The organism is Nocardioides sp. Iso805N, assembly GCF_000364605.1.
Classification (GTDB): Bacteria; Actinomycetota; Actinomycetes; order Propionibacteriales; family Nocardioidaceae; genus Nocardioides.
In genome coordinates this window covers 77529-102386 of sequence record NZ_KB822583.1, presented here as the reverse complement: position 1 = coordinate 102386, position 24858 = coordinate 77529, and the positions used below count along the sequence as shown (strand labels likewise).

General features: G+C 67.2%; 31 protein-coding genes. 7 read left to right on the top strand and 24 right to left on the bottom strand.

All coding sequences use genetic code 11. The features are described from left to right. Positions 1-75: 75 nt before the first annotated feature. The gene (locus H036_RS0117375) at positions 76-594 is read left to right on the top strand and encodes a hypothetical protein (RefSeq protein WP_157417552.1); all 519 of its coding nucleotides are present in this window, start codon (positions 76-78) and stop codon (positions 592-594) included. 137 nt (positions 595-731) lie between these two features. Next, on the top strand, positions 732-1580 hold the full coding sequence (locus tag H036_RS23440; protein WP_017936082.1) for an ATP-binding cassette domain-containing protein: 849 nt from the start codon (positions 732-734) through the stop codon (positions 1578-1580). A 220-nt stretch (positions 1581-1800) separates the two neighbouring features. Here H036_RS23440 and prfB read toward each other — a convergent pair whose 3' ends face one another. The 9 genes from prfB to H036_RS0117325 form a co-directional block, all read right to left on the bottom strand. After that, positions 1801-2919 carry a peptide chain release factor 2 gene (gene prfB / locus H036_RS0117365; RefSeq protein WP_017936081.1) on the bottom strand — a complete coding sequence of 373 codons (1119 nt, stop codon included), beginning with the start codon at positions 2917-2919 and terminating at the stop codon, positions 1801-1803. Between the two features lie 57 nt (positions 2920-2976). Continuing rightward, the gene (locus H036_RS25010) at positions 2977-6849 is read right to left on the bottom strand and encodes a lamin tail domain-containing protein (RefSeq protein ID WP_017936080.1); all 3873 of its coding nucleotides are present in this window, start codon (positions 6847-6849) and stop codon (positions 2977-2979) included. A gap of 102 nt (positions 6850-6951) precedes the next feature. Then, positions 6952-7404 (bottom strand): pilus assembly protein TadG-related protein, encoded by a 453-nt coding sequence (locus H036_RS0117355; RefSeq protein WP_017936079.1) that lies wholly within the window; start codon positions 7402-7404, stop codon positions 6952-6954. Beyond that, positions 7391-7882, bottom strand: coding sequence for a hypothetical protein (locus H036_RS23430; protein ID WP_017936078.1), 492 nt, complete (start codon positions 7880-7882; stop codon positions 7391-7393). Before H036_RS23430 ends, H036_RS0117355 begins: the two co-directional genes overlap by 14 nt. Beyond that, complete coding sequence (locus H036_RS0117345; protein ID WP_017936077.1) at positions 7879-8256, bottom strand: TadE/TadG family type IV pilus assembly protein; 378 nt, start codon at positions 8254-8256, stop codon at positions 7879-7881. The genes H036_RS23430 and H036_RS0117345 overlap by 4 nt, the downstream gene beginning before the upstream one ends. Beyond that, the gene (locus tag H036_RS0117340; RefSeq protein WP_017936076.1) at positions 8253-8441 is read right to left on the bottom strand and encodes a hypothetical protein; all 189 of its coding nucleotides are present in this window, start codon (positions 8439-8441) and stop codon (positions 8253-8255) included. Before H036_RS0117340 ends, H036_RS0117345 begins: the two co-directional genes overlap by 4 nt. A gap of 20 nt (positions 8442-8461) precedes the next feature. Beyond that, entirely contained in the window at positions 8462-9403 is a 942-nt protein-coding gene (locus tag H036_RS0117335) for a type II secretion system F family protein (RefSeq protein WP_017936075.1), read from the bottom strand. Continuing rightward, positions 9400-10251: a type II secretion system F family protein gene (locus H036_RS0117330; protein ID WP_017936074.1), complete on the bottom strand. Its 852-nt coding sequence runs from the start codon at positions 10249-10251 to the stop codon at positions 9400-9402. Before H036_RS0117330 ends, H036_RS0117335 begins: the two co-directional genes overlap by 4 nt. After that, positions 10251-10784: an ATPase, T2SS/T4P/T4SS family gene (locus H036_RS0117325; RefSeq protein ID WP_017936073.1), complete on the bottom strand. Its 534-nt coding sequence runs from the start codon at positions 10782-10784 to the stop codon at positions 10251-10253. Before H036_RS0117325 ends, H036_RS0117330 begins: the two co-directional genes overlap by 1 nt. A 142-nt stretch (positions 10785-10926) precedes the next feature. Here H036_RS0117325 and H036_RS0117320 point away from each other — a divergent pair, with 142 nt between their 5' ends. The 4 genes from H036_RS0117320 to H036_RS24580 all read left to right on the top strand — a co-directional run bounded on the left by H036_RS0117320 (position 10927) and on the right by H036_RS24580 (position 13352). Beyond that, complete coding sequence (locus H036_RS0117320) at positions 10927-11451, top strand: hypothetical protein (RefSeq protein WP_017936072.1); 525 nt, start codon at positions 10927-10929, stop codon at positions 11449-11451. Further along, positions 11448-11765, top strand: coding sequence for a hypothetical protein (locus H036_RS0117315; protein WP_017936071.1), 318 nt, complete (start codon positions 11448-11450; stop codon positions 11763-11765). The genes H036_RS0117320 and H036_RS0117315 overlap by 4 nt, the downstream gene beginning before the upstream one ends. Next, positions 11762-12178 carry a hypothetical protein gene (locus H036_RS0117310; protein ID WP_017936070.1) on the top strand — a complete coding sequence of 139 codons (417 nt, stop codon included), beginning with the start codon at positions 11762-11764 and terminating at the stop codon, positions 12176-12178. The genes H036_RS0117315 and H036_RS0117310 overlap by 4 nt, the downstream gene beginning before the upstream one ends. 352 nt (positions 12179-12530) lie before the next feature. After that, positions 12531-13352: a hypothetical protein gene (locus tag H036_RS24580; protein WP_017936069.1), complete on the top strand. Its 822-nt coding sequence runs from the start codon at positions 12531-12533 to the stop codon at positions 13350-13352. A 50-nt stretch (positions 13353-13402) separates the two neighbouring features. Here H036_RS24580 and H036_RS0117295 read toward each other — a convergent pair whose 3' ends face one another. From H036_RS0117295 to H036_RS25005, 8 genes are all read right to left on the bottom strand, one after another. Next, a complete protein-coding gene (locus tag H036_RS0117295; RefSeq protein ID WP_017936068.1) occupies positions 13403-14383 on the bottom strand; it encodes a hypothetical protein in 981 nt (326 codons plus the stop codon). Further along, positions 14384-15028, bottom strand: coding sequence for a hypothetical protein (locus H036_RS25515; RefSeq protein WP_157417550.1), 645 nt, complete (start codon positions 15026-15028; stop codon positions 14384-14386). Next, positions 15025-15504, bottom strand: a complete 480-nt coding sequence (locus H036_RS0117290) for a hypothetical protein (RefSeq protein ID WP_017936067.1) — start codon at positions 15502-15504, stop codon at positions 15025-15027. Before H036_RS0117290 ends, H036_RS25515 begins: the two co-directional genes overlap by 4 nt. A gap of 224 nt (positions 15505-15728) precedes the next feature. Next, positions 15729-15914 (bottom strand): hypothetical protein, encoded by a 186-nt coding sequence (locus tag H036_RS0117285; protein ID WP_017936066.1) that lies wholly within the window; start codon positions 15912-15914, stop codon positions 15729-15731. Further along, entirely contained in the window at positions 15911-19168 is a 3258-nt protein-coding gene (locus H036_RS0117280) for a hypothetical protein (RefSeq protein ID WP_017936065.1), read from the bottom strand. The genes H036_RS0117285 and H036_RS0117280 overlap by 4 nt, the downstream gene beginning before the upstream one ends. Beyond that, positions 19168-19449, bottom strand: coding sequence for a hypothetical protein (locus H036_RS0117275; RefSeq protein WP_157417548.1), 282 nt, complete (start codon positions 19447-19449; stop codon positions 19168-19170). Before H036_RS0117275 ends, H036_RS0117280 begins: the two co-directional genes overlap by 1 nt. Before the next feature lie 131 nt (positions 19450-19580). Further along, positions 19581-20252, bottom strand: coding sequence for a hypothetical protein (locus tag H036_RS0117270; protein ID WP_017936063.1), 672 nt, complete (start codon positions 20250-20252; stop codon positions 19581-19583). Between the two features lie 12 nt (positions 20253-20264). Further along, a complete protein-coding gene (locus tag H036_RS25005; RefSeq protein ID WP_157417546.1) occupies positions 20265-20666 on the bottom strand; it encodes a helix-turn-helix domain-containing protein in 402 nt (133 codons plus the stop codon). Between the two features lie 29 nt (positions 20667-20695). Between H036_RS25005 and H036_RS0117265 the strand changes: the two genes are divergently transcribed. Continuing rightward, on the top strand, positions 20696-20911 hold the full coding sequence (locus H036_RS0117265; RefSeq protein WP_157417544.1) for a hypothetical protein: 216 nt from the start codon (positions 20696-20698) through the stop codon (positions 20909-20911). Here H036_RS0117265 and H036_RS25510 read toward each other — a convergent pair. The 7 genes from H036_RS25510 to H036_RS23420 all read right to left on the bottom strand — a co-directional run bounded on the left by H036_RS25510 (position 20908) and on the right by H036_RS23420 (position 24851). Beyond that, the gene (locus tag H036_RS25510) at positions 20908-21066 is read right to left on the bottom strand and encodes a hypothetical protein (protein WP_017936061.1); all 159 of its coding nucleotides are present in this window, start codon (positions 21064-21066) and stop codon (positions 20908-20910) included. The genes H036_RS0117265 and H036_RS25510 overlap by 4 nt on opposite strands. Next, complete coding sequence (locus H036_RS0117255) at positions 21063-21905, bottom strand: hypothetical protein (RefSeq protein ID WP_017936060.1); 843 nt, start codon at positions 21903-21905, stop codon at positions 21063-21065. The genes H036_RS25510 and H036_RS0117255 overlap by 4 nt, the downstream gene beginning before the upstream one ends. Beyond that, positions 21902-22111: a zinc finger domain-containing protein gene (locus H036_RS26205; RefSeq protein WP_442852446.1), complete on the bottom strand. Its 210-nt coding sequence runs from the start codon at positions 22109-22111 to the stop codon at positions 21902-21904. Before H036_RS26205 ends, H036_RS0117255 begins: the two co-directional genes overlap by 4 nt. After that, entirely contained in the window at positions 22108-22383 is a 276-nt protein-coding gene (locus H036_RS0117250) for a hypothetical protein (protein ID WP_017936059.1), read from the bottom strand. The genes H036_RS26205 and H036_RS0117250 overlap by 4 nt, the downstream gene beginning before the upstream one ends. Beyond that, positions 22380-22592, bottom strand: a complete 213-nt coding sequence (locus H036_RS26200; protein WP_442852445.1) for a DUF6011 domain-containing protein — start codon at positions 22590-22592, stop codon at positions 22380-22382. The genes H036_RS0117250 and H036_RS26200 overlap by 4 nt, the downstream gene beginning before the upstream one ends. A 415-nt stretch (positions 22593-23007) precedes the next feature. After that, positions 23008-23460, bottom strand: coding sequence for a hypothetical protein (locus H036_RS0117245; RefSeq protein ID WP_017936058.1), 453 nt, complete (start codon positions 23458-23460; stop codon positions 23008-23010). Continuing rightward, a complete protein-coding gene (locus tag H036_RS23420; RefSeq protein ID WP_036488984.1) occupies positions 23457-24851 on the bottom strand; it encodes a recombinase family protein in 1395 nt (464 codons plus the stop codon). The genes H036_RS0117245 and H036_RS23420 overlap by 4 nt, the downstream gene beginning before the upstream one ends. Positions 24852-24858: the final 7 nt, after the last annotated feature.

Sequence of the window (24858 nt, the reverse complement as noted above, 5' to 3'; positions counted from 1 at the left end):
CCGTCGCCGATCCAGTCTTTGCCCTTCAAGGCGCTTCTCGCTGTGATATTGACGGCCGTCTGCGTCGGGATCGGCGTGGCGAGGACCACACCGGCGAAGCACGCACCGACCAATCCCCTGGCCACCCGACTCGCGTCGGTGGACACCACCGCCCTGACCGTACGACGCGCCGCGTTCTGCACAGCGCTCCCCGACGCCACGGCCGCAGCCGCCCTCGGCGGCCCGGTGACGCAGAAGGCCTCCTGGCGGCCCGGCCAGACGGTGCAGCTGAGCGAGAAGGTCAAGGACGTGGCCGACGAGTACGGCTGCTCGTGGACCTCGGCAGCCGGCGGCCTCGCCCGAGCCTGGGTCTTCGCTCCCCCGGTCACGGCAGCCCGGGCCGCGAAGCTGGCCGGCGACAAGCCGACGGGCTGCACGCCTCTGACGAGCACGCCGCCGCCCGCCTACGGCTCGCCGACCGATGCGCTGACCTGTGGCGACAGCACGCTGCTGCGCGGGCTGTTCGGCGACGCGTGGCTCAGCTGCGAGTTGTCGAGCCACGACCTCGACCTGGTCGGTCGCTGGTGCGTGGCGGTGGCGCGGGCCGCAGGCTGATCGGCGTGCACTGCGCCGTCTTGTGAGGCTCGGCGTGATCCTTAGCTCACGCTCGGCCTCACAAGTCAGTTGCGCATTTGTCGATCTTTGTCTAGTATTTCAATTGTCTTACATAGCAATGAGCGTGAGGAGGCGGCATGACGCAGCAGCACGACGCCCTCGGCGGCGTCACCCAGCACCCGACGTACGACCCAGCGGCCAGTGTGGTCCGGGCGTGCGGGCTGTGCCGCAGCCTCACCCCCGACGGCGGCATCCTCGACAACCTCGACCTCGACCTCCGCGGCGGCGAGGTGGTCGCCGTGGCGGGGCGCCGTGGCAGCGGCAAGACCACCCTGCTGCGGGCGCTCGCCCGGATCGACCGGGAGGTCGTGTCCGCCGGCTACCTGCGCACCCCCGAGCGGATCGCTCTGCTCGGCGACCCTGGTCTGCGGCCGTGGAAGCGGGTGCTCGACGAGGTCGCCCTCGGCATCACGGCCAGCGCGGGTGGTGCGAGCATCGCCGACGTCCGCCCGCGGGCCCGACGTGCGCTGGCCGAGGTCGGCCTGATCGACCTCGAGGACAGCTGGTCCGGGGACCTCTCCGACGCCGACCAGCATCGGGTCGCCCTCGCCCGCTCGCTCGCCGGCGAGCCCGAGCTGCTGCTGGCCGACGAGCCCTACCGGGCGCTCGACGCGCTCGACCAGCGCATCCTGCACCGCCTGCTGCGCACCGTCACCGCCCGGCGCGGCCTGGCCACCCTGGTGGTCACCAACGACCCGCACGAGGCCCTGGTGCTGGCCGACCGGCTGGTCGGGCTGGCCGACGGCCGGGTCCACCTCGACATCGCGGTGCGCAACAGTGCGGATGAGGCACCGGTCGGCGACGCCTACGGCGTGCTGCACGAGCAGCTGCTGCAGCTGATCGGCATCGGCGCGCGGCGCGCTCCACTCACGGCGCGGGATGCGCCGCGCCGACGGACGGCAGACGTACGCCGGGAGACCGCCTAGCGGCCCGAGATCACGGCGTCACGCACGCCGATGCCGCGGCTGGGTCAGAGCAGCCCGCGGTCCGGCACTCACCCGCTTCAAGGGGCGGTGAGTGCCACAGGGCCGCGACCCTTTGGGATGGGGGTCGCGGCTCTGTTGCGTGGTCGAAGGGATAGTCCGGGGCGGAAATCAGGGACTACTGGCCAGTAGGCGTGATTTGCGCCCCGGACTATCCCAAAAATCAGTTGGCCGACGCTCGGTCCGCACCCCGGCGCCAGCGGATGCCGGCCTCCAGGAACGGGTCCAGGTCGCCGTCGAAGACCGAGGTCGGGTTGCCGGTCTCGTAGCCGGTCCGCAGGTCCTTGACGATCTGGTAGGGGTTGAGCACGTAGTTGCGCATCTGGTCGCCCCAGCTCGCGGCCACGTCGCCCTTGAGGTCCTTCTTGAGCGCGGCCTCCTCGGCCTTCTTCCTCGCCAAGAGCTTGGCCTTGAGGACGACCATCGCGGAGGCCTTGTTCTGCAGCTGCGACTTCTCGTTCTGGCAGCTGACCACGATGCCGGTCGGGATGTGGGTCAGGCGGACAGCGGAGTCGGTCGTGTTGACCGACTGGCCGCCGGGACCACCGGAGCGGAAGACGTCGGTGCGGACGTCGTTCTCGTCGATCTCGATCTCGTCGGTCTGCTCCAGCACCGGCACCACCTCGACAGCCGCGAACGACGTCTGCCGGCGACCCTGGTTGTCGAACGGGCTGATCCGGACGAGCCGGTGGGTGCCGGCCTCGACCGAGAGCGTGCCGTAGGCGTAGGGCGCGTGGATCGCGAACTCGGCGGACTTGATGCCCGCCTCCTCCGCGTAGGAGACGTCGAAGACCTCGACGGGGTACTTGTGCTGCTCGGCCCAGCGCGTGTACATCCGCATCAGCGTCTCGGCGAAGTCCGCCGCGTCGACACCACCGGCGCCGGAGCGGATCGTCATGATCGCCTCGCGGGCGTCGTACTCGCCGGAGAGCAGGGTGCGGACCTCGAGTGCCTCGACGTCCTTCTTGACCCGGCCGAGCTCGGACTCGGCCTCGGCCAGGGTGTCGGCGTCGGCCTCCTCCTGGGCGAGCTCGGCGAGTACGCCGAGGTCCTCGACCCGGCTCGCCAGCTGCTCGAAGCGCTCGACCTCGCCCTGCAGGAGGGAGAGCCGGCCGGTGACCTTCTGCGCGTTGGCCTGGTCGTCCCAGAGGTCGGGAGCGGCCACCTGGTTCTCGAGGTCGGCGACCTCGGTCTTCATCGCGGGCAGGTCGAGGACCTGCTCGATCGTGTGGAGGGTCGCCTGGAGCTGCTTGATCTCGGCGTCGAAGTCGGTGGCTGCCACGGGGACCAAGGTTAGTGCGTCCCCGTGGCGCCGCCTCAATCCACGCTCGATCAGCGGCTAGCGGATCGGCTTGCTCACCTTCAGCGTCTTCACCACCGGAGCCTGACCCGGCACCCGCACCACGACCTTGACCCGGATCAACTTGTGCTTCAGAGCCTTGGTCAGCTTCAGCGAGCTCTTGGTGGCGTGCTTGATCTTCTTGCCGCCGGCGTACCACTGGTAGGTGACGGTCGCACCGCGGGGCACCGAGACGGTGACCTTCAGCTTCTTGCCGACCTTGGACTTGCCGCTGACCGGGTGGATCACGACCGGCTTGGTCGGCTTTGTCGGCGTGGTCCCGCCGGTGGACGACTTGGCCACCACCGAGAAGGCGTGCTCCACCGGGGCGCTGACGTTGCCGGCCTGGTCGACCGCCTCCACCTCGAGGGTGTAGGGGCCCACCGCCAGACCGCTCCTGGCGTACGCCGAGCAGGCGACGAAGCCGGCGTCGGTGCCCTCGAGCTTGCAGCGGTAGGACACCACGTCGGCCTCGGAGGAGCCGAAGGTGAAGCTCACCGCGCCGCTGTCGACCGTCGAAGGCCCGGAGACCGTGATGGCCGAGGCACTGGGCGCGACGGTGTCGATCTTCGCCGTGTAACTCGCGGCGGCGCTGTTGCCCGCCAGGTCCACACACGTCGCGGTCGCGGTGCCGCTCGTGGTGAGCACGTCGGAGGCGAGGTCACTGGCGGCGGTGTCGACACCCGATCCCGCGTCGGTGCACGTATAGCTCACGGTCACGGTCGTGTTGTTCCAGCCGGCCGTGTTCGGAGCCGGGTCCGCGTGGGCGACGATCACCGGCTTGGTCGCGTCGTACCCCTGGGCGCCGAGGTTCAGGTCGACGTTCATGAGGCCGGTCCACAGCGAGTGGCCGCCGTCGGCGGCGAGCGTCGCGACACCTGTGCTGCTGGTGCCGAAGTTGCCGTCGTCCGACCACACCGCCTCGCGCTGGCCGTTCACCGCCGTCGAGACCGGCGCGACCGCGAAGCCCTCGAGGTTGTTGTCCGGCAGCCCGGCCGGGCGGGCGAAGTGCTTCTCCGGCGTGAAGTGCCCGTCGAACCCGACCTTGAGCAGTGTCAGGGACACCCCGCAGGTGTTGTCGCACTGCGCCCAGATCCGGTGCAGGTCGGCGTCGTAGGACACGTCCATCACCCCGGCCATGCCGGTCGCGATGTCGGCCACCCGGGTGAACGTGTGGTCGCTGTTGAGCGCGTAGGCCTCCAGGTGCCCCGTCTTCTCGACCGCCGCGAAGAAGAGCCCGGCGGTCTTCTTCGTCGGGTACGTCGACGGGTCGTAGGCGGCGTGGGTGTGGTCGTCGATGAAACCGTTGGCCGTCAGGTAGCTGTCCGGCACGTAGGTGACGCCCTCGAAGCCGAGGTTGGCGTCGGCGGAGTCATCGGCCGCGAAGAGGTCGGAGGTGAGGTTCCACTCGTCGGTGGCGGTCAGCGTCGTACCCGAGCCGGTCGGGTCGAAGCGCAGGACGGTGTCGAGCGGGACGCTGTTGTTCGCGTTGTCACGCTCGGTGGTGACGTAGAGCGCGCCGTCGGGGCCGACCGTCATGCCCTCGGAGTCGGGCAGCCCCGTGCCGCCGGGGAAGGTGATGTTCTTGCCGTTCGCCCACCCGTCCGTGGTGACCTTCTGCCAGATGCCGTCGGCCTTGGTCAGCTTGTAGACGACGCTCTTGTTCTTCACCGCCCACAGGGTGTTCGGGTCCGTCGGGTCGAAGACCAGGCCGGAGAGGTCCTGCTGGGTGCCGCCGCCATCCCAGGCGCAGACGCCATCGGCGACGGCGACGTCCTGGCTGCCCGGCCAGGCGACCGCACCGGTGACCGGATCGGTGGTCGCGCTGGGTGCCTCGGTCGTGCACGGTACGTCGCTGGTCGGGCCGGTGGAGTCGCCCAGCGCGACGCCGGTGGCGCACGCGGCGGTGTTGCTGGCGCCGAAGCTGTAGGAGGTCACCTTGAGGTAGGTGTGACTGCCGTCGGGGCAGGCCGCCACGGACCTGACCGTGTTGTCGGGGTCCGCGGCCTCGTCGATCCCGGCCTCGCCGGCGCCGTAGGTGAGGCTGTCGACGAGCGTGCCGTCGGGCAGGTAGAGCTTGACGCCGTCCCCGCCGCTGCTCAGGCCGGCCTTCGAGGAGAAGACGGCGTAGCTGTGCGCCGGGATCGTCATGGTGCTGGCGGCTGTGGTCGAGCCGTTGACGTAGATCGGTCCGAACGTCGTGGCCGCGCTGGCCGCACCGCTGTCGATCTGCTTCCAGCCGGTCAGGTCGACTGCCGCGTCGCCCTTGTTGTAGAGCTCGATGGCATCCCCCATCGGATCGCCCGCGGTCACCTGGGCCGCGGTCGCGTTGTCCGAGGAGACCTCGTTGATGGTCACGTCCGCCCAGTTGGGGTCGGCGTTCCAGGCGCTCGAGTCGACCAGGGTCGTGCCGTCGTACAGCTTGGCGGTGTCGGTGCCCACGTCGAACGTGTTGGTCGTCGCGGTGAAGGTCTGCGACGCGCCGGCGGTCAGGGTGCTGCCGGCCGGGATGGTGACGACGGTCCCGGCGGCGTCCTGGATCGTCCAGCCGGAGATGTCGTGGTCACTGGTGCCGGTGTTGTGCAGCGTGACGGCGCCTGCGGTCGCGTCCACGGCGCTGATCTTCAGCACGCTGTGCGGGTCCTCGACGACGGTGGCGGTGCGCACGCTCGCCGGCGTGCTGGTCCCGTACGTCGAGGCGCCCGGTGAGCCGACCGCGCCGCTGGCACTGGTCCACGAGCCCTCGGCGTCGCCGACGGTCTCGTCGGTCCACCCGGTGGCCAGGTCCTGCGAGCTCGTCGCCGCAGCCGTGGTCTTGGCGGAGCCCTTGCCGCCCGCGAAGGCTCCGCTGAGGTAGGCGACCTGATCGGCCACCGTGCCGCCGGCGTCGAACACGTAGGCGCCGTTCGGGCCGCCGTTGAGGGTGTGGGTCTTGTTGTTGGAGATGACCTGGACCGACGACTTCAAGCCCCACTCGGCACGGAACTCAGCCGCGGTCACGTCGGTCACGATCAGCGACTGACCGGGCGCCAACGTGCCGGAGAGCGCGATGCCCGCCCCGGCCGTCGGCTGGGTGGCGCCGGTGTCGTAGGTCCAGCCCGTCAGGTCCTGGGAGCCCTTGCCCTCGTTGGTGATCTCGACGTACTCGCCATCGGCGCCGGTGTTGGCCGAGCTGGCGACCTTGCCACCGTAGGCGATCTCGGTGATCTGCAGATCGGAGGCCCGCACGCTCGCAGGCGTGCCGGTGCCGTACGTCGAGGCACCCGGCGAGCCCACTGCGCCGCTGGCGCTGGTCCACGAGCCCTCGGAGTCGCCCACCGCGGCGTTGACCCAGCCGGTCGACAGATCCTGGCTGCTCGTCGCGCTGGTCGCGTCCTTGGCCACGCCCTTGCCCGCGAAACCGTTCTTGACGTAGGTGACGTCATCGATCACGGCGTTGCTGCCGTCGAGCACCCACGCCGCGCTCGGCCCGCTGTTCAGCGTTGCCGCCTTGGCGTTGTCGAGCACCTGGACCGAGGACTTGAGGCCCCACTCCGCGCGGAACTCCGCCGCACTGAGGTCGGTGATGATGGCCGACGCGCCCGGGGCGAGCGTGCCCAGCCCGGCAAGGCTGACAGCACCACCGGTCGCCGGCGCCGCCGTGCCCGTGGCGTAGGACCAACCCGTCAGGTCCTGTGCGGTGTCGCCCTCGTTGGTGATCTCGACGTACTCACCGTCCCCACCGTTGGCACCGGCCGCGAGACCGCCGTAGGCGATCTCGGTGATCTGGATGTCTGCTCCCGCGGCATGGGCCGGCGGCGCGATGGCCGCGGCTCCAGCGAGACCGAGACAGGCGGCCGGTACGACGGCCAGGACACGACGAAGCGATTTCACATCGATCCTTGAGATGGGCGGCCCGAGATGGACCTCCGCATCCTGGTGGCGGTCGGCAAAGTCCAGGTGACGCCTTCTCGAACTCCACCTGAAGACGCGGCATCAGCGATCGACCACCACGGACGCCTCGCCCTCGGCACCGACACTCGGATGCGCGGGCGAGCCGGGCATGCTGAGCGGTAGGTGCAACGGGGCGTGCAGGTGGACGCGCACCCGCTGACCGGCCGCGTCGATCGTGACCGAGGCGATCAGGCCGGGATAGCGCCCATAGGCGCCGACATCGTCGAGATAGGCATCGATGGCTTGCTGCGCAGCGGCCGTGGTGAGGTGGAGGTCGGTGCTGCCGAGGCCGCCGGCGTACACGTCCGTGCCGGCCGCCCCGAGATCCGCGCCCTGCAGCGCCGCACCGTCGGCAAGGGTGTCCAGGGCCTGGCGACGGAGGTAGGCAGCCGTGGCATCGACGACGAACGCCACCATCAGTGCCAGCACGAGTGCGAAGCCGATGATCAGCGGGATCGTCGAGCCGCGCTCGTCTCGTCGCTCACCCGGCGCCATCGGAGACCTCCTGGTACTGCCCCACCGGCACCACCTGGGTGGCGTCCAGCGCGAACCGGGGCGACCCGCCGCCGAGCACCAGCGGCAGCAGCGGGATCCGGATGCTGCTGGCGATGCGCACGGTGACCACCGAGGTCCCGCTGTGACAGGCCTGCGGGTACGGCGTACAGCTCACGGTGATGTCCAGCGGAGCGTCCTCGATCCCCTGGTCGGCGAGCACCTGCTCCGCCGCCACCCGGGCCCGCTGGACACCGATGTCGTCGCTGGGTGCGAGGACATAGGCGCGGCCCGCCGCACGGGCCGCCCCGCTGACGGCGAATGCCCCGCGCTGGACAGCGAAGATCGACAGCAGGATCCACACGAGGGGGACCAGCAGCAGGATGCCGAGCCAGGTCAGCTCGATCAGACCGCTGCCGCGCTCCCCCTTGCCGCGCTCCCCCTTGCCACGCTCCCATCTCTGCCCGAGCCGCCACCTCATCGCGTCTCCCGGATCGCGTGCCCGGTGACGGTGAGTCTCACGGCCGGCCCACCGAGCCCCAGCGCCGGCACGTGAGCGCGCACCGTGATCCGCACCGCCGGTGCGCCGTCGATGGACGCCGCGGAGGCGGTGACGTCCGCGGCGTACTGGTCCGAGACGGCACCGCGCAACTGCGCCCTGGTCCGTGCGACGCCGTCGGCGTCGGTGTGACCGAGGGTGGCGGCGTAGCGCGCGCCCTCGGAAGCCGCCGAGGCCAGCGTGTTGCGGACATAGAGCACGAGCGCGACCTGCATCGCACCGAGGACCAGCGGCACCAGCACGAGCAGGACCAGCACGAGGTCCACGACGGCCGCGCCGCGCTCCCGGCGGCTCATTTCACTTGGTTGAGCGCGTTGGTGAGCATGGTGTTGAGCTGGTCCTTCGCCACGCCGTAGAGGGCGGCACACAAGCCTGCCGTCATGACGACCACCAGCACCCAACCGGGCACGTCGCCGCGATCATCACGCTCTCGCAGCAGGTGATGCCGCAGTCGGAGCAGGGCGAGAAGGAGTGTGTCCATTGGTGTTCCTTTCCGAGATTTCAGGACATGCCCAGATGCAGGCCGAGGACGCCTGGGAAGAACGCAAAGACCACCGTCGTGGGCATCACGAAGAAGACGATCGGGACCATCATCAGGACCTCCTTTCGTGCCGCCACCTCGATCAGCTCGCGGCGGCCGGCCTCACGCACGTCGGCAGCCTGCGCGTGCAGTACGTCGGCCAGTGGGGTGCCGCGTTCGACGGCCACGGCGATGCCTGCGGCGAACCGAGCGACCAGCGGCAGGCCGGTGCGCGCCGCCAGGTCGTCGAAGGCTGCCGCCACCGGCTGACCGGTCCGGACGGCGGCGAGCACGCGCGCGAGGTCGTGTGACAGCTCGCCCTGGCTGCGGCGTACGACTCGATCCAGGGCGACGACCGGGGCCTCGCCCGCCGCGACGGACAGCGCCAGCAGCTCGGCGACGGCCGGGAACTCGGCGACGATCCGCCGCTCGCGATCGCGCACCTGCGTGGTCAACCAGGAGTCACGGGCGAGCACACCGAAGACGAACGCCACCAGGCACACCACCAGCGCCGGAAGGGCATGGCTCGGATCCCTCAGGCCACGGAGCAAGCCGTAGAGCGCGGCGACGGTGAAGCACACCAGACCCCACAGAACCTGCTCGACGCGGAAGTCGTGCACCGTGCGGTCCAGGGCGGCCCGATCCAGCCTCCGCTGCACCGAGACTGCCCCGCCGAGAACGCGCTCGACAGCATCAGCAGCAGCGCGCAGCGCCGGCCCGAAGACTGCTCCCACGACGGGCGGTAGCGGCCCGGAGGGCGTCGCCGCCCGCTTCGCCACGGGGCCGGCCGACAGGTCACGGATGTAGGGCAGCACCCGCACCTCGAACTGTGGACGGCGGATCGCCCCGATCCGAGCGATCACGAGTAGGAGCGCCCCGCCGACGATCGCTCCGAGAACTGCGCCGACGAGCACGCCGCTCATCGGAGGATCCTCTGCTCGGTGGGCAGCCGGGCGATGCGCTGCATGATCCGATAGGCCACCAGGCAGGCCGCCGCACCGCCGGCGAGGACCACCGTCCCGGCCGCCGAGGAGTAGCGTTGGATCACGTCCGGCTGGAAGGACAGGAAGACCAGTACAAGCCACGGCGCCGCCACCGCCAGCCGGGCGCCGTTGACCGCCCAGGCCTGGCGGGACTCGAGCTCGGCACGGGTGCGGGCCTCCGCCCGTAGGTAGGACGACAGGTTGCGCAGCAGCCGGCCGAGCTCTCCGCCGCCCACCTCACGGGCGACGCGCAGCCCCTCCACCACGCGATCGCCGACCGGATCGGCGAGCCTGTCCTTGAGCCGGTCGAGGCAGTCGCCGAACCGACCCGACACCTGATAGTCGAGCTCGAACTGCGCGAACGGCTCCCGCAGCGCCTCCGGCCCGCGCACCGCCAGCCCGGCCAAGGCCTCGGGCAGCGAGAGTCCTGCCCGCACGGCCGAGGCGAGGTTGTCGACCGCCTCGGGCCAGACCTCGGCGAACTCGCGCTGTCGTCGCCGAGCCCGCCCGATCAGCACCGCGACCGGCAGGTATCCGGCGATGGCGGCGAAGACGACGGCGATCGGCGGCGTATGGGTGATGACCTCGGTGACAAGCAGGGCGACTCCCGCACACGCGACGCACAGCGCCCACAGGCTCGTCGACGACACCGCGCCGAGCCCGGCCCGCGCCAGGAGCGCATCGGTGCGCTCGGCCTTGCGGGGACGGCGATGCGTCCGCGGCAGCACGAAGGCAGACCAGCACAGCAGGAGCCCGATGCCGATGCCCAACCCGAGCACCGCACCCATCAGCGCGCTCCGGCGAGAAGGACGTGCAGGTCGACGCCAGCACGCTCATACCGCTCGGGGCGCGGCGGCATCCCACTGGCACGGCGGAGCTCGGTGCCGTGTCGTTCGAAGATCGGCGCCGTCTCGATCACGTCGTTCTCGACCCGACCCGGTACGGCGACGATCTCGTTGACCCTGCGCACGCCCCGCGCATCCATGCCGAGGTGCACCACGAGATCGACACTCGCCGCGACCGTCGGGATGACGAAACGGGGACTGATGTTCTCCCCGGCCAGCAGCGGCAACGTGCACATCTTGACCAACGCCTCGCGCCCGCTGTTGGCGTGCAGGGTGCACATCCCGGGGATGCCGCTGTTGAGCGCCAACAGCAGATCGAGGCACTCCTCGGCCCTCACCTCGCCCACGATGATGCGGCTGGGTCGCATCCGCAGGGACTCCTTCACCAGATCGCGAAGCTTGACCTCGCCGGTGCCCTCGAGACCGGCCTGTCGGGTCTGCAACGCCACCCAGTCCGGGTGCGGGAAGCGCAACACAAACCCAGATGAACCACAGACTGAGTCGGCGTGTCTCTCGCGAACTTTGAGGCAGTCGGCGCACCCTCGAAATGAGAACGGCCTCGACTGGTCATGCAGGACCAGCGAGGCCGAGGAACCACGTCAGGAAGGACGTAGAACCATGACAGCAGTATCTCTGGTCGGTGGCCGGGAAGCCACCGAGGAGGCCGGGGAGGCCGGGGAGCCTTGCCTGCACCGCGTCGAGGACGACCACGTGAGCGGGCTGCCGTTCGTGTGCACGCTGGACAAGGGCCACGACGGCGACCACAGCGACAGAGACGGGGAGATTGGTTGCGAGGAGGCCACCGAGCAGAACCTGGAATCCGTCGGCACAAGACCGATGTCGAGTCGGGAGTGGCAAGAGGCTCAACTACGAGAGGCCCGCGCAAACCTGGCTGCGCGCGGCTCCCTATGTCCGCCATGGTGCACCGTCAGCAACCACCGCCCCGGTGAGCGTGGAGGCCTTCCGTTTGTTCATGCCGCACGGTCCGGTTCTTTGGAGATCACGGGCGAGGACTACGGGCCGGTCAGCGAGCTGGTACTCAAGCCCCTCCTTCGCGCAGCGGACTATGAAGGCGTCGGCGGCCTAAGGCGACTGGCCACAGACGCGCTCCGACTCGCCGAGTGGCTGGAGGCGCAGCGATGAGGATCAAGCAGGTATCCGACTTCGTGCTGGCGGATGAGGCCGACGATCGAGGCGTCGCCTATCGCGTGGCGCCGACAGGACTCGCAATGCGCCAGATGCTCAACGAGCCGGTCGGCCGCGACCTGCCTCAGGTCATCGCGGTCCGACTGGATATCGATGGCTGGTTCGACCAGGTACTGATCGACGAGAACCTGCCCAACGACCCTCGCCTAGAGCTTGACCGGGCAATCGACGTTCTAACTGCGACGAGAGCAGCGCTCGACGCGCTGGCGGGCGCAAGCGCCGCCATGAACGAAGTAGAGGCGACGCGATGACACTCCGCGGCGACATCTGCCCGCCGTGGTGCGGCGCCGAGCACCACGACGACCGCGCTTACCAAGGCCGCCCCCTGCATCCCGACGACCAGGGCGTTATGCATCGGCGTTCGGTCGATCGCTGGAGGCCGCGGTACGACGGCGACCGTGATGCCGAGGAGATCGACGTCTGGATCGAGGCGAAGCGGTACGACTTCGACGCAGACGGCGATTGGCTCGAGATCTATGCAGACAATGTGCACCCTGGGTTCGTCTGCGATCTGGGCCTGCAGGTGGAGGACGCGAGGCGCCTCGGCGAGGCCTTGATCCGGGCTTGCGACATCGTCGACTCCGGCAACCGAATGTCGGAACAACCCGTCGCGACACGAAGCCGACCCGCTGAAAGACGCACGAGTACCGGGGTAGCACGATGACCGCCCAGGTGTTCGAGCTGCGCCCAGCTGTCAAGAAGTTGACAGTTGACCCAGGCGTCCGCGTGCGCTGGGTCGACGACCTCGAGGAGCGCATGATGTTGGTCCCGAGACCCGGACGGCCGCTACTCCTCCTGGACCGCGGCCTCACGCCGGCCGAGATCCGGCGCCTTCCTCACCTTCTCCGCCAAGAACTACCCCGCCTCAAGGGTGGTCGTCGATGACCCGCTACCTCCTCCCTGCCCGCGACCCACCAACGCGCCCGCCCCGTGTCTGGGCGGGCGCTGCCCGTGCCTCCCGGAAGTGCAGAACTGCACTTCCGGGACCTCTGCCCGACCTACAGAACGGACGAACTATGGCCACCAACACCGCCACTCCCCCGAGCGTCGAGATCATCGATGTCACTCCCACGCTCGCGCAGACCTGGCTCTACCGGAACCCGAACAACCGCAACCTGCGCAAAGGCATGGTCGACGCCTACGCCCGCGACATGCTCGCCGGCCGCTGGCTCCTCAACGGCGAGTCCGTCAAGATCGACGACACCGGCCACCTGCTCGACGGACAACACAGGCTCTCCGCCGTCATCGCAGCAGACGTCACCGTGCCCATGATCGTGATCAAAGGCCTGCCCGCCGGCGTCATGGCCACCGTGGACGCCGGCACGAAGCGCAGCTACGCCGACGCACTCAAGCTCCAGGGCGAGGACAACAGCCCCACTCTGGCCGCTGTCACGCGACGCGCGGCCATGTGGGTCCGCGGCGTGCGCACGAACACCGGATCCCTGCGCCCCACTCCCCTGGAGATGAACATCTTCATCAACGAGAACCCGCGCATCCGGACGTCGGCAGAGATCGCCTCCAAGCTCGCCAGCCGGTCACTGCTACCGGCGTCCGTGATCGGCCTGTGCCACTGGCTGTTCAGCGATCTGGACCCCGACGACGCCGAGTGGTTCCTTGCTCGAGCAGCCGATGGTGATGGCCTAAGCGCCGATGATCCCATCGCAGCCCTGCGCAACCGCATCGTCAAGATGCGCGTCGGCGGAGGACGCGTCAACGAGACCGATGCGCTCGCACTCGCGATCTACGCCTGGAACGCCCACCGTGCCGACGAGCGTCGCAGCAAGCTCCAGTTGCCCAAGGGCGGCCTGACGCCCGAGAACTTCCCGGAGCCTCGGTGACGCAGGCGGCGGGTTTCAGCCGCCGATCGTTGAGCTAAGCGCAGTTGGACTCAAAGCGACTCCATGTAGGCCTTCATGGCGCTCTTCGCGTAGGCATAGAAATCAGCCCGGTTCGTGTCTCGCCATTCAGCATCGAGAGAATACAGATGCTTCAGCTCGGGGATCACATGGAAAGCCGCATCCTGAAGGAGGCGCAGGCGCTGCTCTTCCTCCGGCAGGTCGAACATATCCGGGTCATCGTAGTAACTGTCGCCGCGATAGATGCTGAACTCGCCCGACTTCTTGATCTGTAGATACAAGGTCAGTTGAAGATCTTCGGACCACACCACGAAGCGCACCGGCCCGAATCTGTTCGACTGGTCAGAAATCAGAGTGACCAATTCGGGACGGGAAAGATCGACGCCCTTACCCATGGAAGTTATTCTCGATCGAATACTCTCGTTGCTCAGCGAGCGTATCTCGACGAGAGCCAAGTTGCCGTTCAGGGCGGCGTCGTGTGTCGCACGATACAAAACCCACAAGAAGAAGTCGTCATCCCCGAAGGAAAGCGGATTGTCATCTTGATTCATGAAAACGGCGTCCGACACAGCCTCGATCGTGTCGGTGAGGCCGTCGAGGACCCGCTTCAGCCGGCGAGGCTGACTCTCGCTCAGCAGCACGAAGTACTCGCCCTCGTTTCCAGTATCCGCCAAGGTGACGTCACACGCTCGGAGACGATGGAACAGGCTGGCCTCTCCTTGAGCGTCGTACTCCAGCTGAGAACCGTCGAACTCGTTCCAGTAGTAGCGAGCCCGAACCTGGTCGGGATACGACTCGAGGGCAGTCAGTAGCTCCGCCTTGCCGCCGGCCGGGCGTTGGCGCGTGATCTTACCCAGGATGGCGTCCGTGTCGTCGTAAACAGACCCCCACCCTTCGCCGGCCGGGTCACGGTCATACCGCTGCGACCGCATCGCGGTCGAGATCAGTTCGAGGCTAGCGGTGGTCCGCAGCAGCAGTGGCGTGTACGAACTCTGCCCAGAGGTGGTAACCATCTATGTCCCTCGAATCAACTCAATCGCATCAACGTTGCGGTCAAGTCTTACCAGGGATCTGGCCCAGCGGGGCGAAGTTTGAGAAGTTACGAGCTCGTAGGCGAGCGCGCACATGATACGTGGAGGGTTCCCTCGGGGTTGCCAGTCCATCTCCGCCGTGACCGTTGGGCCGGCCGCGTCCAGACCTTCGAGCGGGACGGTGACGCCGCCCGGGTCTGCCGTGGCGTTCGCAACTCCGGTGCTGTACTCCGGCGTTATGTAGAAGACATTCGAAGGCTTCACGCTGACCCGCAGGGCGCACTGGGAAACCGCAAGCCTTTTCATCGCAACGATACCGAGCAACGACGGCGGCGAGCGCACTACTTCTATGGACCAGAGGCGCTCGTCGCGAGTTGCTCCCGTGGCTATGCGAACCGACGGACCGATATGGGGCACGTCGCGCGCTTTCCAAGTTATCTTCAGCGATGGGCGACGCCACAGCCATCGACTCAGGGCCGCCGATACTGCCACGCTGACCACCGCGGTCACCGGGAACTCAATCCAGCTAGGAACGTGGCTAGACTGCAGCTTCTGAAGAAGAAAGAAAGCGAGAAGGGCGGCGAGCGTGCGCGCGAGCTCATCGACCTCGCCGAGGAGGTTCTTCACGCGATCGCGCCGTGCTTCCAGACCTCTCGCAGATCGCCGAGGTACGTGTCATCGAATCCTTGCGGCTGTGGCTGGACCTCGCCGCCGCGGCGAATAGTCAGCCGGAATGGCGACGAAGGTCGCCGAACACTGAGGCCGACAACAACTACCTCTCGAACCAACGATTCGAGGAATTGCGGGTCCGAAGCGATGTGCTGGCGAATGGCCTTAAGAATCTGATCGTTCCAGAAGTCCTCTGACTCCTCATCAAGCGCCGACAACCGCATATCACGAACATCGACTGACGTGACCTTATAACCGAGATCCTCAAGTTCGATCCCCACGGCCAGAAGGTCTTGGGTCCCAAGCCGAGGCACATGCGTGCCCGCCTCGTCGTCCTCATAGTCCCAAGGATGGTCGCCGAGTGTGCGGTCGACGGCATCGAGGGTCCTCGATCCGTCTGACCGCTCCGTGACAACGAGCTGCTTGGCGCCCACGCCGCCATGATGCCAGTGCGGACGCTGAATTTCAGGTTCCCGCGAACTATGCTTCTGCTGCCCTGCCACCTCCCTCACGCTCCTTCCGCTGAGAGATCAACGCTAGACCAGGGGTCTGACAAGCTTCGACCAACCACCGAAGGCGAGCCTTCGGGCCCCACAGGAGTCATGACTCGGGCAATAGACAGTGGCATGCGGCGTAGCGGACCAATCATCACGTCAGCTCATCTCGCCCGGATCGGTTCGGCGTTGAAGTTGGTCCAGGTGGAGGCGATCACAGCCTCGGGGTCGCCGAACGTGAAGCTGCTGTCGGTCAGCGCCTGGATCCGGTAGCCGCTCGCTGGTACCGGAGAGTCCTCGGTGAAGTCGAAGACCTGGTCGACGCCGAAGGTCAGGGAGGCATCGCTCACTTGTGGGTCCTCTTCTTCTGGCCGCCCGAGGCAGCGCCGTTGACGCCCTTGGTGACGCTGTCTGCGGCCTTCTGGCGCGAGGCGTGGTCGATCTTGGTCTTGAGCGCGATCGCCTTCTTGATGTCCGTAAGGTTCTTGTCCATCGACTTCGTGACCTTCTCCAGGCGGTCGATCTGCTTGCCGTAGATCGCCTTGCCGGCCGCAGTGGAGTCCTGGCCGATGACCTTCTGCAGGCCGGTGAAGCCCTTCTGGAACGTCTGTGCCTGAGCGTTGGACGCGTTGGCCCAGATCCGCAGGCCGTCGATCCCGCCGTCGGTCAAGATCTCTTCCAGCGCCGGCCCGGAGATGCCCTTGCCCTGGACCTTCTTGAGCAGCGTCCCGAACTCCCTGGCCTGCGCCGTCGCCTTCGAGATCGTGGCGTTGATCGAGCCGGGTGTGTTGATGGCTGCCGACTGACCCGAGAACGGGTTCGTCGAGGTGGTCGATGACTGGTACAGCGTCGGCATCAAGCCAGAGGCCACGGTCGATGCCAGCGAGTCACGGTTCGACTTCGCGGTGTCGAGCGCGGACTTCTGGGCGGTGTACGACTTGGTGAGCAGCTTCGAGGCCTTGTTCAGATCCTTGAGCGAGTCCCCGGTGAGCCGCAGGTCCTTCCCGACCAGGTCATGCAACCCCGAGCGGAGATCCTTGAACTCCTTGCCCTGCAGGTTCGACAGGTTCAGCCGCAGGTGCGATAGCTCGCCAGACGCCTTCTTGGCGGCTGCTGCGGCCTCCTGCTGGGACTTGGTCAGCTTCTTCGTGGCGGCATCGGCCTGGGCCGTCGTCTTCGAGCTCGACGAGGATGCCGTTGAGGTGCTGGAGACGTTGTAGTTGAAGTCATTGCCGATGAGGCCAGCCGTGCCACCGTTCGCTAGCCGGCCGGCGTTGATCGCCTTGAGGAGACCACGGTGCCGGTCGGCCTGGCCGTAGCGGTTGGAGATGACCTCTTCGCCGGGCGCAAGCAGGTAGGGGTAGCGGTCGCCGTAGGGGCCGCTGTCCTTCGGGACGGTCGACCCCTCAGCCGATCCAGGCATGTGGACCTGGGGCTTATTGATCCGGTTCGTCTGCGTGACGATGTACTCAGTCCGCAGCACCCTCGGGACCGATGCGGCCTCTGCCTTGATCTTCGCGATCGCATCCATCGCCTGCCCGATGTCTGCGTTGACGACAAACTTGCGCGGCTTGTTCATTGCCGCAGTCAGGTCCGCGATCTGCAGCTTGGTCGCACCCATCTTCGAGGCGAACTCGGCCAGCTTCTCCTTCGCTGCGTTGTACTGGCCGACGTTGTTGCGGATGCTCTTCGGCTGCGCATTCCAGGCCGCGATCATCCCGGACAGCGCCTGCCGGTTCGCTGCGCCGGCAGCGGTGTACTGGTTCAGGCCCTTCGCCCCAGACGCCGCCTGCTTCGCCGCAGCCTGGACTGCCTGACCGTAGGCCGTGACCGAGTCGAAGTTCGCCAGCATCTGCGAGTGCTGCTGCTCGGCCGCTGCGATCATGTTGCGGATCGAGGCGGTCGCTGAGTCGTTCGAGGTGGCAAGGGTCCCGTTTGCGTCGGCAGATGCCTTCACCGCGGCGGTGTAGCTCGGGAACTGCTTCGACACCTCCGAGACGGCGGCGCCCTGCTTCTTAGCCGAGGCTGTGATCTTGTCGAAGATCGCGGCAGCCTGGTCCCCTTGACCGTTCGACACCATGCTCGTGAGCGCCTGGTCAGCGGTGCCGACGTTGCTCTGAGCAACCTGGAATCCGTCCTTGCCGGGGAAGGCGTCCTGGATCTTGCCGCCAAGGCCGCCGAACCAGCCACGGCTGGTAGTCGTCAACGACAGATCCCGGCCAAGTTTGTTTACCTGTGAGCTCGACCCGAGCTGGTTGGCATCAACGTTCGCGTGGAAGAGCTTTCCCATCAGAGACTGTGATCCCCAGCTCGCCAGGCCAGCGGTCGCCAGAAGGCGGCCCGTGCCCGAGCCCAAAAGGCCAGCGGCGCCAGCACCCTTGCCACCTGCCGCTGCAGCAGCAGCCCCCTCCGCTTCGGCTGCGGTACCTGCCGCCGCAGTGACCCCGCCCCAGGCAGCGGCGAGCTTGCCGACGGCGAGAGTCGCGAGCGAGATGGCCGAGTTGATCGAGACGAACGTGACGATCAGCGGACCGAGGGGCGAGTCGGCGATCTTCGCGATCAGGTTGACCATGTCGGTCAGCAGCGGCAGTGTCACCGAGCCGATCGGGGCCGCGGCCTTCGCGATGGCGACGAACGCGGTCGCGACGGCTTCAAGCAGGTGCGCGACCTCGGGACCGGACTGCTGGACGTAGGAGATGAAGTCTCGGAAGCCCTGCGTCTGGTTCAGGCCCGCAGCCCACTTGTCGAAGGACTCGGCGGCGTGCTCCAGGCCACCCGAGAAGTCGCGGGTCAGGGGCGCCATGTCGACGGTAAGCGAGGCTAGACCAGACGCGACGTGGCCGGTCGCCTTGGCGAACGCGTCCATGGTCGGGGCGGCGTCGGTCTCCAGGTAGTTGAAGAACCGCTGGAAGCTCGCGTCGCCCGTGAGTCCCTTGCCCGCCTGCGCAGACAGCTTGCCCATCTCGGTAGCGATCCCCGAGACCACGCGCTGCACCTGAGGCAGCAGCGGCAACAGTGCGGTGATGCCCTGCTCCATGCCGGGGAACAGGCCCTCGCGGGCAGCGTTCTGGAGGGAGTGGATCTGCGGCTCGAGACCGTCGATGAACTTCGCGAACTGCGCACCGGCCGGACCGAGCGCATCCATCGCCTGCTGCATCTTCTGCAGGTTCTGGGTGGTCGGGTCCAGCTGGTAGGCGTCCATCGCCTTGAGCGCGTCGCCAACACCGTGGAAGGCGAGCAACGCGACACCAGCAGCACCTGCAGCAGCACCCAAGCCAGCGGTCAGGCCTGTGACAGCAGGAATCAGGCCAGCGGTCAGCGGGACGAGCGTGGGGCCGATGGCGGCGGCGGTCCGGGTGAGCAGCGACAGCCGGCCGGAGTACTTGTCGATGTCGGCGCCCGCCGAGCGGGCCTGCTTGCCGGACTTCGCGATCCCGCCGTTGTCGGAACCGAGGTCGCCGACTGACTTGTTGGTCTTCGTCGAGGTGCCGTCGAGCTCGGACAGTGTCTTGTCGAACAGGGCGGTAGAGGTAACGACCTTGGCCATCTTCGACGTGAACTGATCGTCGAGGGAAAGTACGACCTTCTCTTCGCGGACACCCATTAGTGGTCACCCCTCGCGCCGGCCGCCTGCTCCTCGCGCTCAGCGAAGACGAGCAGGTCGAGGAGCCGCTCGCTCAGGCACATCACCTCGTATTGCTCACGCAGTGCACCCAAGGTCTGAACGATGTCGTTCTGGAGATGCGCGGCGATGCAGCGGTGCTCAGTCGTCATCAGCTCAACCAACCCGAGGATCTCGAGCATGGTCTGCTGGACGTCGTGCGGCAGCGCGGTGAACTCGGCTACGCACTCCTCAGGGCTGATCTCCGGGGTCGGTGAGGTCATGTTTAGCCCGCTTTCTGGCCGCTCGGCCGTCTGTGAGGCCACCCGGCCGCCAACCTTCTGAACCTGACCGACTCCCCAGAGCCCTTCCCAACGGTGACCTGGAGGGCTCCAGGTCGGCCCCACCCCCTGGGTCATGAAAGTCCCTGCGGCAGGCCGAGCCAGCCGTAGTTGCCGTCGGACTGCGTCGGCGCGCTGGGGTCGGTCGTATCAGCGAGGATCTGGAGTCGGTAGTCGGTGAGGTTTCCAAACTCAGCAGGCCTGGCGAGGGAGAACGTGAAGGCAGCGGTGAGGCTGGCGTCGAGGTTGGCGCGGGTGGCGGCGGCGAGGTCGGTCAGCTTCTGGGCAACCTCGGGCCGGCGTGAGGCGAATGCGTCAACGACATCGGTCCAGCCGCTACCGAAGACAACACCTTGCTGGTCATAGGCGTACTGAGCGACGGCACGGGCCAGGATCTCGTCCCCGGTTCGCTCGGCCTGCTGGAGCAGCCGCATGCCGTCCTCGGGGCTCTCGACACGCGAGGCACGGTCGGCTGCATCGCGACTCGAGATCGCATCGGCGCCGACAACATTCGGCGCACCGAAGACATCGCGATCAATCGTCTCGGCGTTGATAGCGGAAGTACCAGCCCAGGAGGTCTGCAGCTCGTCCATCTGCGCCTTCGCGCTCAAGTAGGCGATCGCAAGCCGTCGGATGCGACCATCGGGGGTCAGGTCAGCATTGTTGCGATGGAGCTCAGCGTCGGCGTTGAAGGCGACTTGGATGTCGGCTGCCTTGGTTGCGACGTCTTCGGGAATGTCCGGCATCGTCTGGTCCTTTCACGCCGCGCGAGCGGCCTTGAACTGTTCGAGGTCTTCTCGGCTGATTCGGTACCGGCCGCCGATCTCTGTTGCCTGGAGTCGGCCACCTTCGATTGCTTTCCTGATGGCCCGCGAGGTGACTCCTGCGAGATCGGCGGCCTCTCCCGTGCTCAGCCACTGGTTCGAGTCTTGTGCCGGTTCCGGCTTCGGCGCGCCCTCGGTTCCGGTCGCGGAACCACGCCAAGTCATGGCGGCAACACGGAGGGCTTCGAGGACAGCAGACGCCTCCGGATCGACCCCTCTCGTGCGGACGCGGAGGGCCGTGAGGTCGGCATGACGCTCGAGGATGGCCGCGATGCGCGCGGGGACGAGGACGGCTGGCCCGTCCACGCCGATCAGGTGCGGAGATCGCTGTGTCATCGGCCGCCTCGCTGCAGCAGGTGTGTCAGATGCGGCCGACAGATGAGGCATGGGATCGGACGTCCGTGATCGTCTTCTCCGAGCCAGCCGTGGTCGCAGCGGTGCTGTTCGCCGAGGGTGTCAGCAGTAGTGACGTCCTTCTCGCCGCCAAGGGTGTGCACAGTGTGCAGGCCCCCGAGGGTGCGGACAGCCTCCGCACCCTCCTCGTCCTCGATCGGGTCGCCCCAACGGTCGTACCTCACTAGGCACGCTCCTCGTAGCGCGCGAGCCTGGTCCGAAGAGCGTCGATCTCGCGGAGCTGCTCGATCAGCATCTTGTTCGTCTCGGCCGCGAACCGCGCGTGCTTGGCCTTGAGTCGATTGAGCGCCATCGACGTCCGCAGGCAGGCAGGGCAGCTCATGACGCCTCCTGGGCGCGACCCTGAGCCTGGGCGATCCAGTCGGCGACTTCTGGGTCTTCGGCGTACTCGGCGATCAGAGCGAACGTGCGCTCGTCGTGGATCGGGTTCCTACGCGGCGCCTTGCAGCAGTCCTTCGGCTCGGAGGTCCACTTGTGCGCCGGCAAGCCGTAGTTCGTCTCCGCCTGGACAAGCGCAGAGATCTTGACGGCTTCGAGGCGGGTGATGCTGTTCGGCCAGGTGTACTCAGGAGGGCAATCCCGCTCCCCCAAGTCCTGCTCGATGGCGTCCGCAGGCGCTGCGGAGCAGTGCGGCTGCTGGTCGCTGATCGAGTCCACGTCCCCCGATCCCCTCCCCAAACCCCCTTCGGGGGTTGGGTCGGGTCGGGTCGAGTCGGGTCGGGTCGGATCGTCCACTTGTCCACCAGTGGACACGTCCACAGTTCCACTAGTGGACGTCTGCGCCTTGCACTTCTCGCTCGAGCACAGCTGATGGTTGCCAATGCGGTGAAGACGCTGACGGCGCTTGTCCTCGGCCCACTTCGCCCGCGTCGAGGCCTGCTCCGATGCTGCGATGCCGTGAGCGGTGAACTCCAGGCAGTAGTAGCCCGACTCCGTCGCCTCCCAGACATCAATCTGAACGAGCTCGTCCCAGGCCGCCGCAAGCTCGGCCGGCATGACGGGGCACGTCAGGCGCAGTGCCATCTTCTTGGAGATGTGGCCGTCGGTTGCCTGCTCATTGCAGTAGTCCAGCGCCCACGTGTGCACCACGAACGCCGACGGCGAGACATCGAGCCAACGATCTTCACCAAGGTGACGATGCTCGAACTTGATGTAGCTCACGCCGCCACCTCGATCCGCGACGGATGGCACGGCCCGAACACAGTCAGCCGCATCGGACGCCGACGATTCAACGTCGTGCAAGCGACCCCGGCATCGGCGCCGCAGTACGGACACGGAGAACCTGGCGGGCGCACGCGGTCGAGCGGCGACGGGACGGCCGAAAGCTGGCACTCTGGCCCGCAGGTGGCCCCATGGGTGGCACTCATGAGACCACCCGCAACTTCGGCCGCTGCGGGGCCCTGGTCATGACCTCGAACCGGGTCATCTGGTCGCGCGCCGCCATCCACTGGGTATGAGCGCGGCCTACCTCGGGGAGCAATGCGATGTTGTCGAGGACCGAATTCGCGTCAATCCGACCGTTCGCGACCAGGTCTCGGAACTTGCCTCGCTGACGGAAGGGCACGCACGACTCCAGCCAGAATCGCTCCTGCGCCGGGAGTCCGTCGATAGCGGCGAGTGCTTCGGCGCGGGCACTCATGACGCGCTCCCCGAGTCAACAACCAGGCCGCGGCAGCGCGGGCCGATACCCAGACGAACGCTCAGGTCCGCGGTCAGCGGCCGACGACACCGCGTGCAACGGCAGCAGCTCTCGGCGTGAGCCGTTACGATGGAGTAGTCGTCGTGGTCGATGTCATTCGAGGCCGTCCCGTTGCCCGCGGGGCGGCTTCGGTCACCCTCAGGCAGCATCCGAGCCGCCTGCCGTCACGGTGGGACGTAGTAGAGCAGCGAGGCGGTCCTGCTGCTCGCTCGTCAGGGCCGGCGCCTGAGAGATCGTGCGCTGAATGAAGGCTGCGAGACGCTCGGCAGCGAGCTCTCGGGCTAGATCATCCGAGTCGGGCCGGCTCCATCGCCGTGCGGCTGCAGCCTTTCCTTGAAGGCTACGGATAGAAGATGTTGCTTCTGTTGCGGGCACAACGAACCCCTTTGGGGTTCGGCGCCCTGCACGCTTCCGAAGGCCTTCACAGGCCGGGCAACAACCTAACAATGCCGATGCTACGGCATCCGCACCTCAGAGGATTGTAGGCGCGCCAGGGTGCCCGGGGAGCTTGTTCCTAGTCGTCGTCTGTCCCGTTCGCGGGAACGGAAGAGACCTTGACGCCCCTCAGAGGATTGTAGGCGCGCCAGGGTGCCCGGGGAGCTTGTTCCTAGTCGTCGCCAGAACCTCGCGCGCCGCGACCGTGGTCGTTTGGTGGCGACAATGCACGTCGAAACCGACGCCTTCGCCCCATTCCGCCAGCTCATCCACGTCGAACGTGTGACCGGGCCAGTGACGCTCTCCGTCGAGAGTGTTGCTCGCGCGCGCTGCTGGGACCGAACGCGCATCATTCAGGCCGCGGCCGTACTTGTAGTCCTTCGTGCGCGCCAGTGTGTGAGTGCCCACGCGAATGACCGTGGCCAGCGGACCGCACCTGGCGCAGATGTACCGATGCACGGTGAGCCTGCTCAGCACGCCCGCGTTCTCGAGGTGTTGGTAAGCCTCATGGGTCGCTTCGGAGTGGTTCTCGTGAGCCGCCAATAGATTCGACAACCACGCCGCCAGGTCGTCGTCCCTCACGACCGACCATCCTTCCAGGCGATCTGCACCGACTCTGGTTCGAATGCTCGTCGACCGCGCGGAGGCGGCAGCAGAGTGACGATCATCAACGTGTCGATCACTGCACGCCGCTGCCTGAGGTCGCACTTCGACCACGCTTCTTCGACGTCGGCCGCATGCACAAGGGGACCCAGAACGTCGGCAGTCGTTGCCTGCTGAAGTCTTCTCTCGATCGAGTCGAGTTCGGCTCGGAGGCGTTCGCTTGCCTTCCGAGCTGACGCGAGCGTCAAGATGCCTTCCTCGAGTCCGGTGGCCAGGTTGTCGATCCGCTCACGAATGGCTTCAGCCTTCGCCTTGAGGTCATCGATCTCAGGCGCGTGGCAGCTCGTCAACAAGGAGCTCGCGTCGGGCCGTGAAAGCCGCTCAACGACGACGCCCCGAACGTGTACGCCGTCGATCTCACCCCCGCCAATGAGAGCGTCCACAGGCTCAGCGGCGCGGGACAGATGCTTCGTCGCGCGACAGTTGTAAGTCCGCTTATTGTGGCGCGTCCGCCCTGTTGTGACGTCTGAGCCGCACCAGCAGAGCGCAAGACCGGGCAGCAGGTACTTGCGAGCATTCCCGGTCGTCACCAGACGTTCCGGCATTCGCAGCAAGGCGTCAGCGGCATCGAACGTGTCCTGATCGATGAGCGGCTCCCATACGGCAGGCCCGACGACCTCCCCGCGGTATGTCCGAACGCCGGCGTAGCGAGGATTGAGCAGCGTCTCCCGCACGGTGCTGTGGATCCAGCGGTTGCCAACTGTCGTCAGCATCTCGGCGTCGTTCCAGCGCTTCGCGATGCTCTTGAGCGAGGCGCCTTGGAGAAGATCGACGTATGCAGCCTTCACGAGCTCGGCCTCGTCGTCCCTGATGGTCAAGCCGTCTGACTCGTACCCGAACGCCCGCCGACCACCTGCAGGGCGGCCCTCCTGGGCGGCCTGCTGCTGTGCACGCTTCTGCCGGGCGCCCTTGCGCTCGACCTCCCCGCGCGCGACTGACGCGAGGATGCGTCCGACGAGGCGGCCGGCGTCATTCGACAGGTCGATGTCGCCCGTGACTGTGACGATCCGCAGGCCGGTGTCCTGGGAGATTTCGATCAGATGCTCGAGCTCCGTGAGCCGCCGAGTCAGCCGATCGATGTGCCAGGCAACGAGCACATCGACCTCGCCACGGCCGATCGCCGCGAGCATCTCGATGTACTGCGGACGCGGCTTCTTCGATGACGCAGACGTGTCGTTGTCGACGTACTCACGCAGCACGTCCCACCCGCGGTCAGCGCAGAGCTTGAGGCAGTCGTTGCGCTGCCGCTCGACCGCCGCACCATCGCCGGTTCGGTCAAGACTTTGTCGAAGGTAGACAACTGCCCGCATGTCTGTA

Bases quoted from the DNA above. Each gene is read 5' to 3' on its own strand.
- H036_RS26205 (WP_442852446.1), bottom strand. From the start codon at position 22,111: ATGAGTGCCACCCATGGGGCCACCTGCGGGCCAGAGTGCCAGCTTTCG.
- H036_RS0117280 (WP_017936065.1), bottom strand. From the start codon at position 19,168: ATGGGTGTCCGCGAAGAGAAGGTCGTACTTTCCCTCGACGATCAGTTC.
- H036_RS0117265 (WP_157417544.1), top strand. From the start codon at position 20,696: ATGCGGCCGACAGATGAGGCATGGGATCGGACGTCCGTGATCGTCTTC.
- H036_RS0117250 (WP_017936059.1), bottom strand. From the start codon at position 22,383: ATGAGTGCCCGCGCCGAAGCACTCGCCGCTATCGACGGACTCCCGGCG.
- H036_RS0117315 (WP_017936071.1), top strand. From the start codon at position 11,448: ATGAGGATCAAGCAGGTATCCGACTTCGTGCTGGCGGATGAGGCCGAC.
- H036_RS0117340 (WP_017936076.1), bottom strand. From the start codon at position 8,441: ATGGACACACTCCTTCTCGCCCTGCTCCGACTGCGGCATCACCTGCTG.
- H036_RS24580 (WP_017936069.1), top strand. From the start codon at position 12,531: ATGGCCACCAACACCGCCACTCCCCCGAGCGTCGAGATCATCGATGTC.
- H036_RS25510 (WP_017936061.1), bottom strand. From the start codon at position 21,066: ATGAGCTGCCCTGCCTGCCTGCGGACGTCGATGGCGCTCAATCGACTC.
- H036_RS0117270 (WP_017936063.1), bottom strand. From the start codon at position 20,252: ATGCCGGACATTCCCGAAGACGTCGCAACCAAGGCAGCCGACATCCAA.
- H036_RS23420 (WP_036488984.1), bottom strand. From the start codon at position 24,851: ATGCGGGCAGTTGTCTACCTTCGACAAAGTCTTGACCGAACCGGCGAT.
- H036_RS0117330 (WP_017936074.1), bottom strand. From the start codon at position 10,251: ATGGGTGCGGTGCTCGGGTTGGGCATCGGCATCGGGCTCCTGCTGTGC.
- H036_RS0117355 (WP_017936079.1), bottom strand. From the start codon at position 7,404: ATGGCGCCGGGTGAGCGACGAGACGAGCGCGGCTCGACGATCCCGCTG.
- H036_RS0117275 (WP_157417548.1), bottom strand. From the start codon at position 19,449: ATGACCTCACCGACCCCGGAGATCAGCCCTGAGGAGTGCGTAGCCGAG.
- H036_RS25005 (WP_157417546.1), bottom strand. From the start codon at position 20,666: ATGACACAGCGATCTCCGCACCTGATCGGCGTGGACGGGCCAGCCGTC.
- H036_RS0117295 (WP_017936068.1), bottom strand. From the start codon at position 14,383: ATGGTTACCACCTCTGGGCAGAGTTCGTACACGCCACTGCTGCTGCGG.
- H036_RS23430 (WP_017936078.1), bottom strand. From the start codon at position 7,882: ATGAGGTGGCGGCTCGGGCAGAGATGGGAGCGTGGCAAGGGGGAGCGC.
- H036_RS23440 (WP_017936082.1), top strand. From the start codon at position 732: ATGACGCAGCAGCACGACGCCCTCGGCGGCGTCACCCAGCACCCGACG.
- H036_RS0117335 (WP_017936075.1), bottom strand. From the start codon at position 9,403: ATGAGCGGCGTGCTCGTCGGCGCAGTTCTCGGAGCGATCGTCGGCGGG.
- H036_RS0117310 (WP_017936070.1), top strand. From the start codon at position 11,762: ATGACACTCCGCGGCGACATCTGCCCGCCGTGGTGCGGCGCCGAGCAC.
- H036_RS0117345 (WP_017936077.1), bottom strand. From the start codon at position 8,256: ATGAGCCGCCGGGAGCGCGGCGCGGCCGTCGTGGACCTCGTGCTGGTC.
- H036_RS0117320 (WP_017936072.1), top strand. From the start codon at position 10,927: ATGACAGCAGTATCTCTGGTCGGTGGCCGGGAAGCCACCGAGGAGGCC.
- H036_RS26200 (WP_442852445.1), bottom strand. From the start codon at position 22,592: ATGCTGCCTGAGGGTGACCGAAGCCGCCCCGCGGGCAACGGGACGGCC.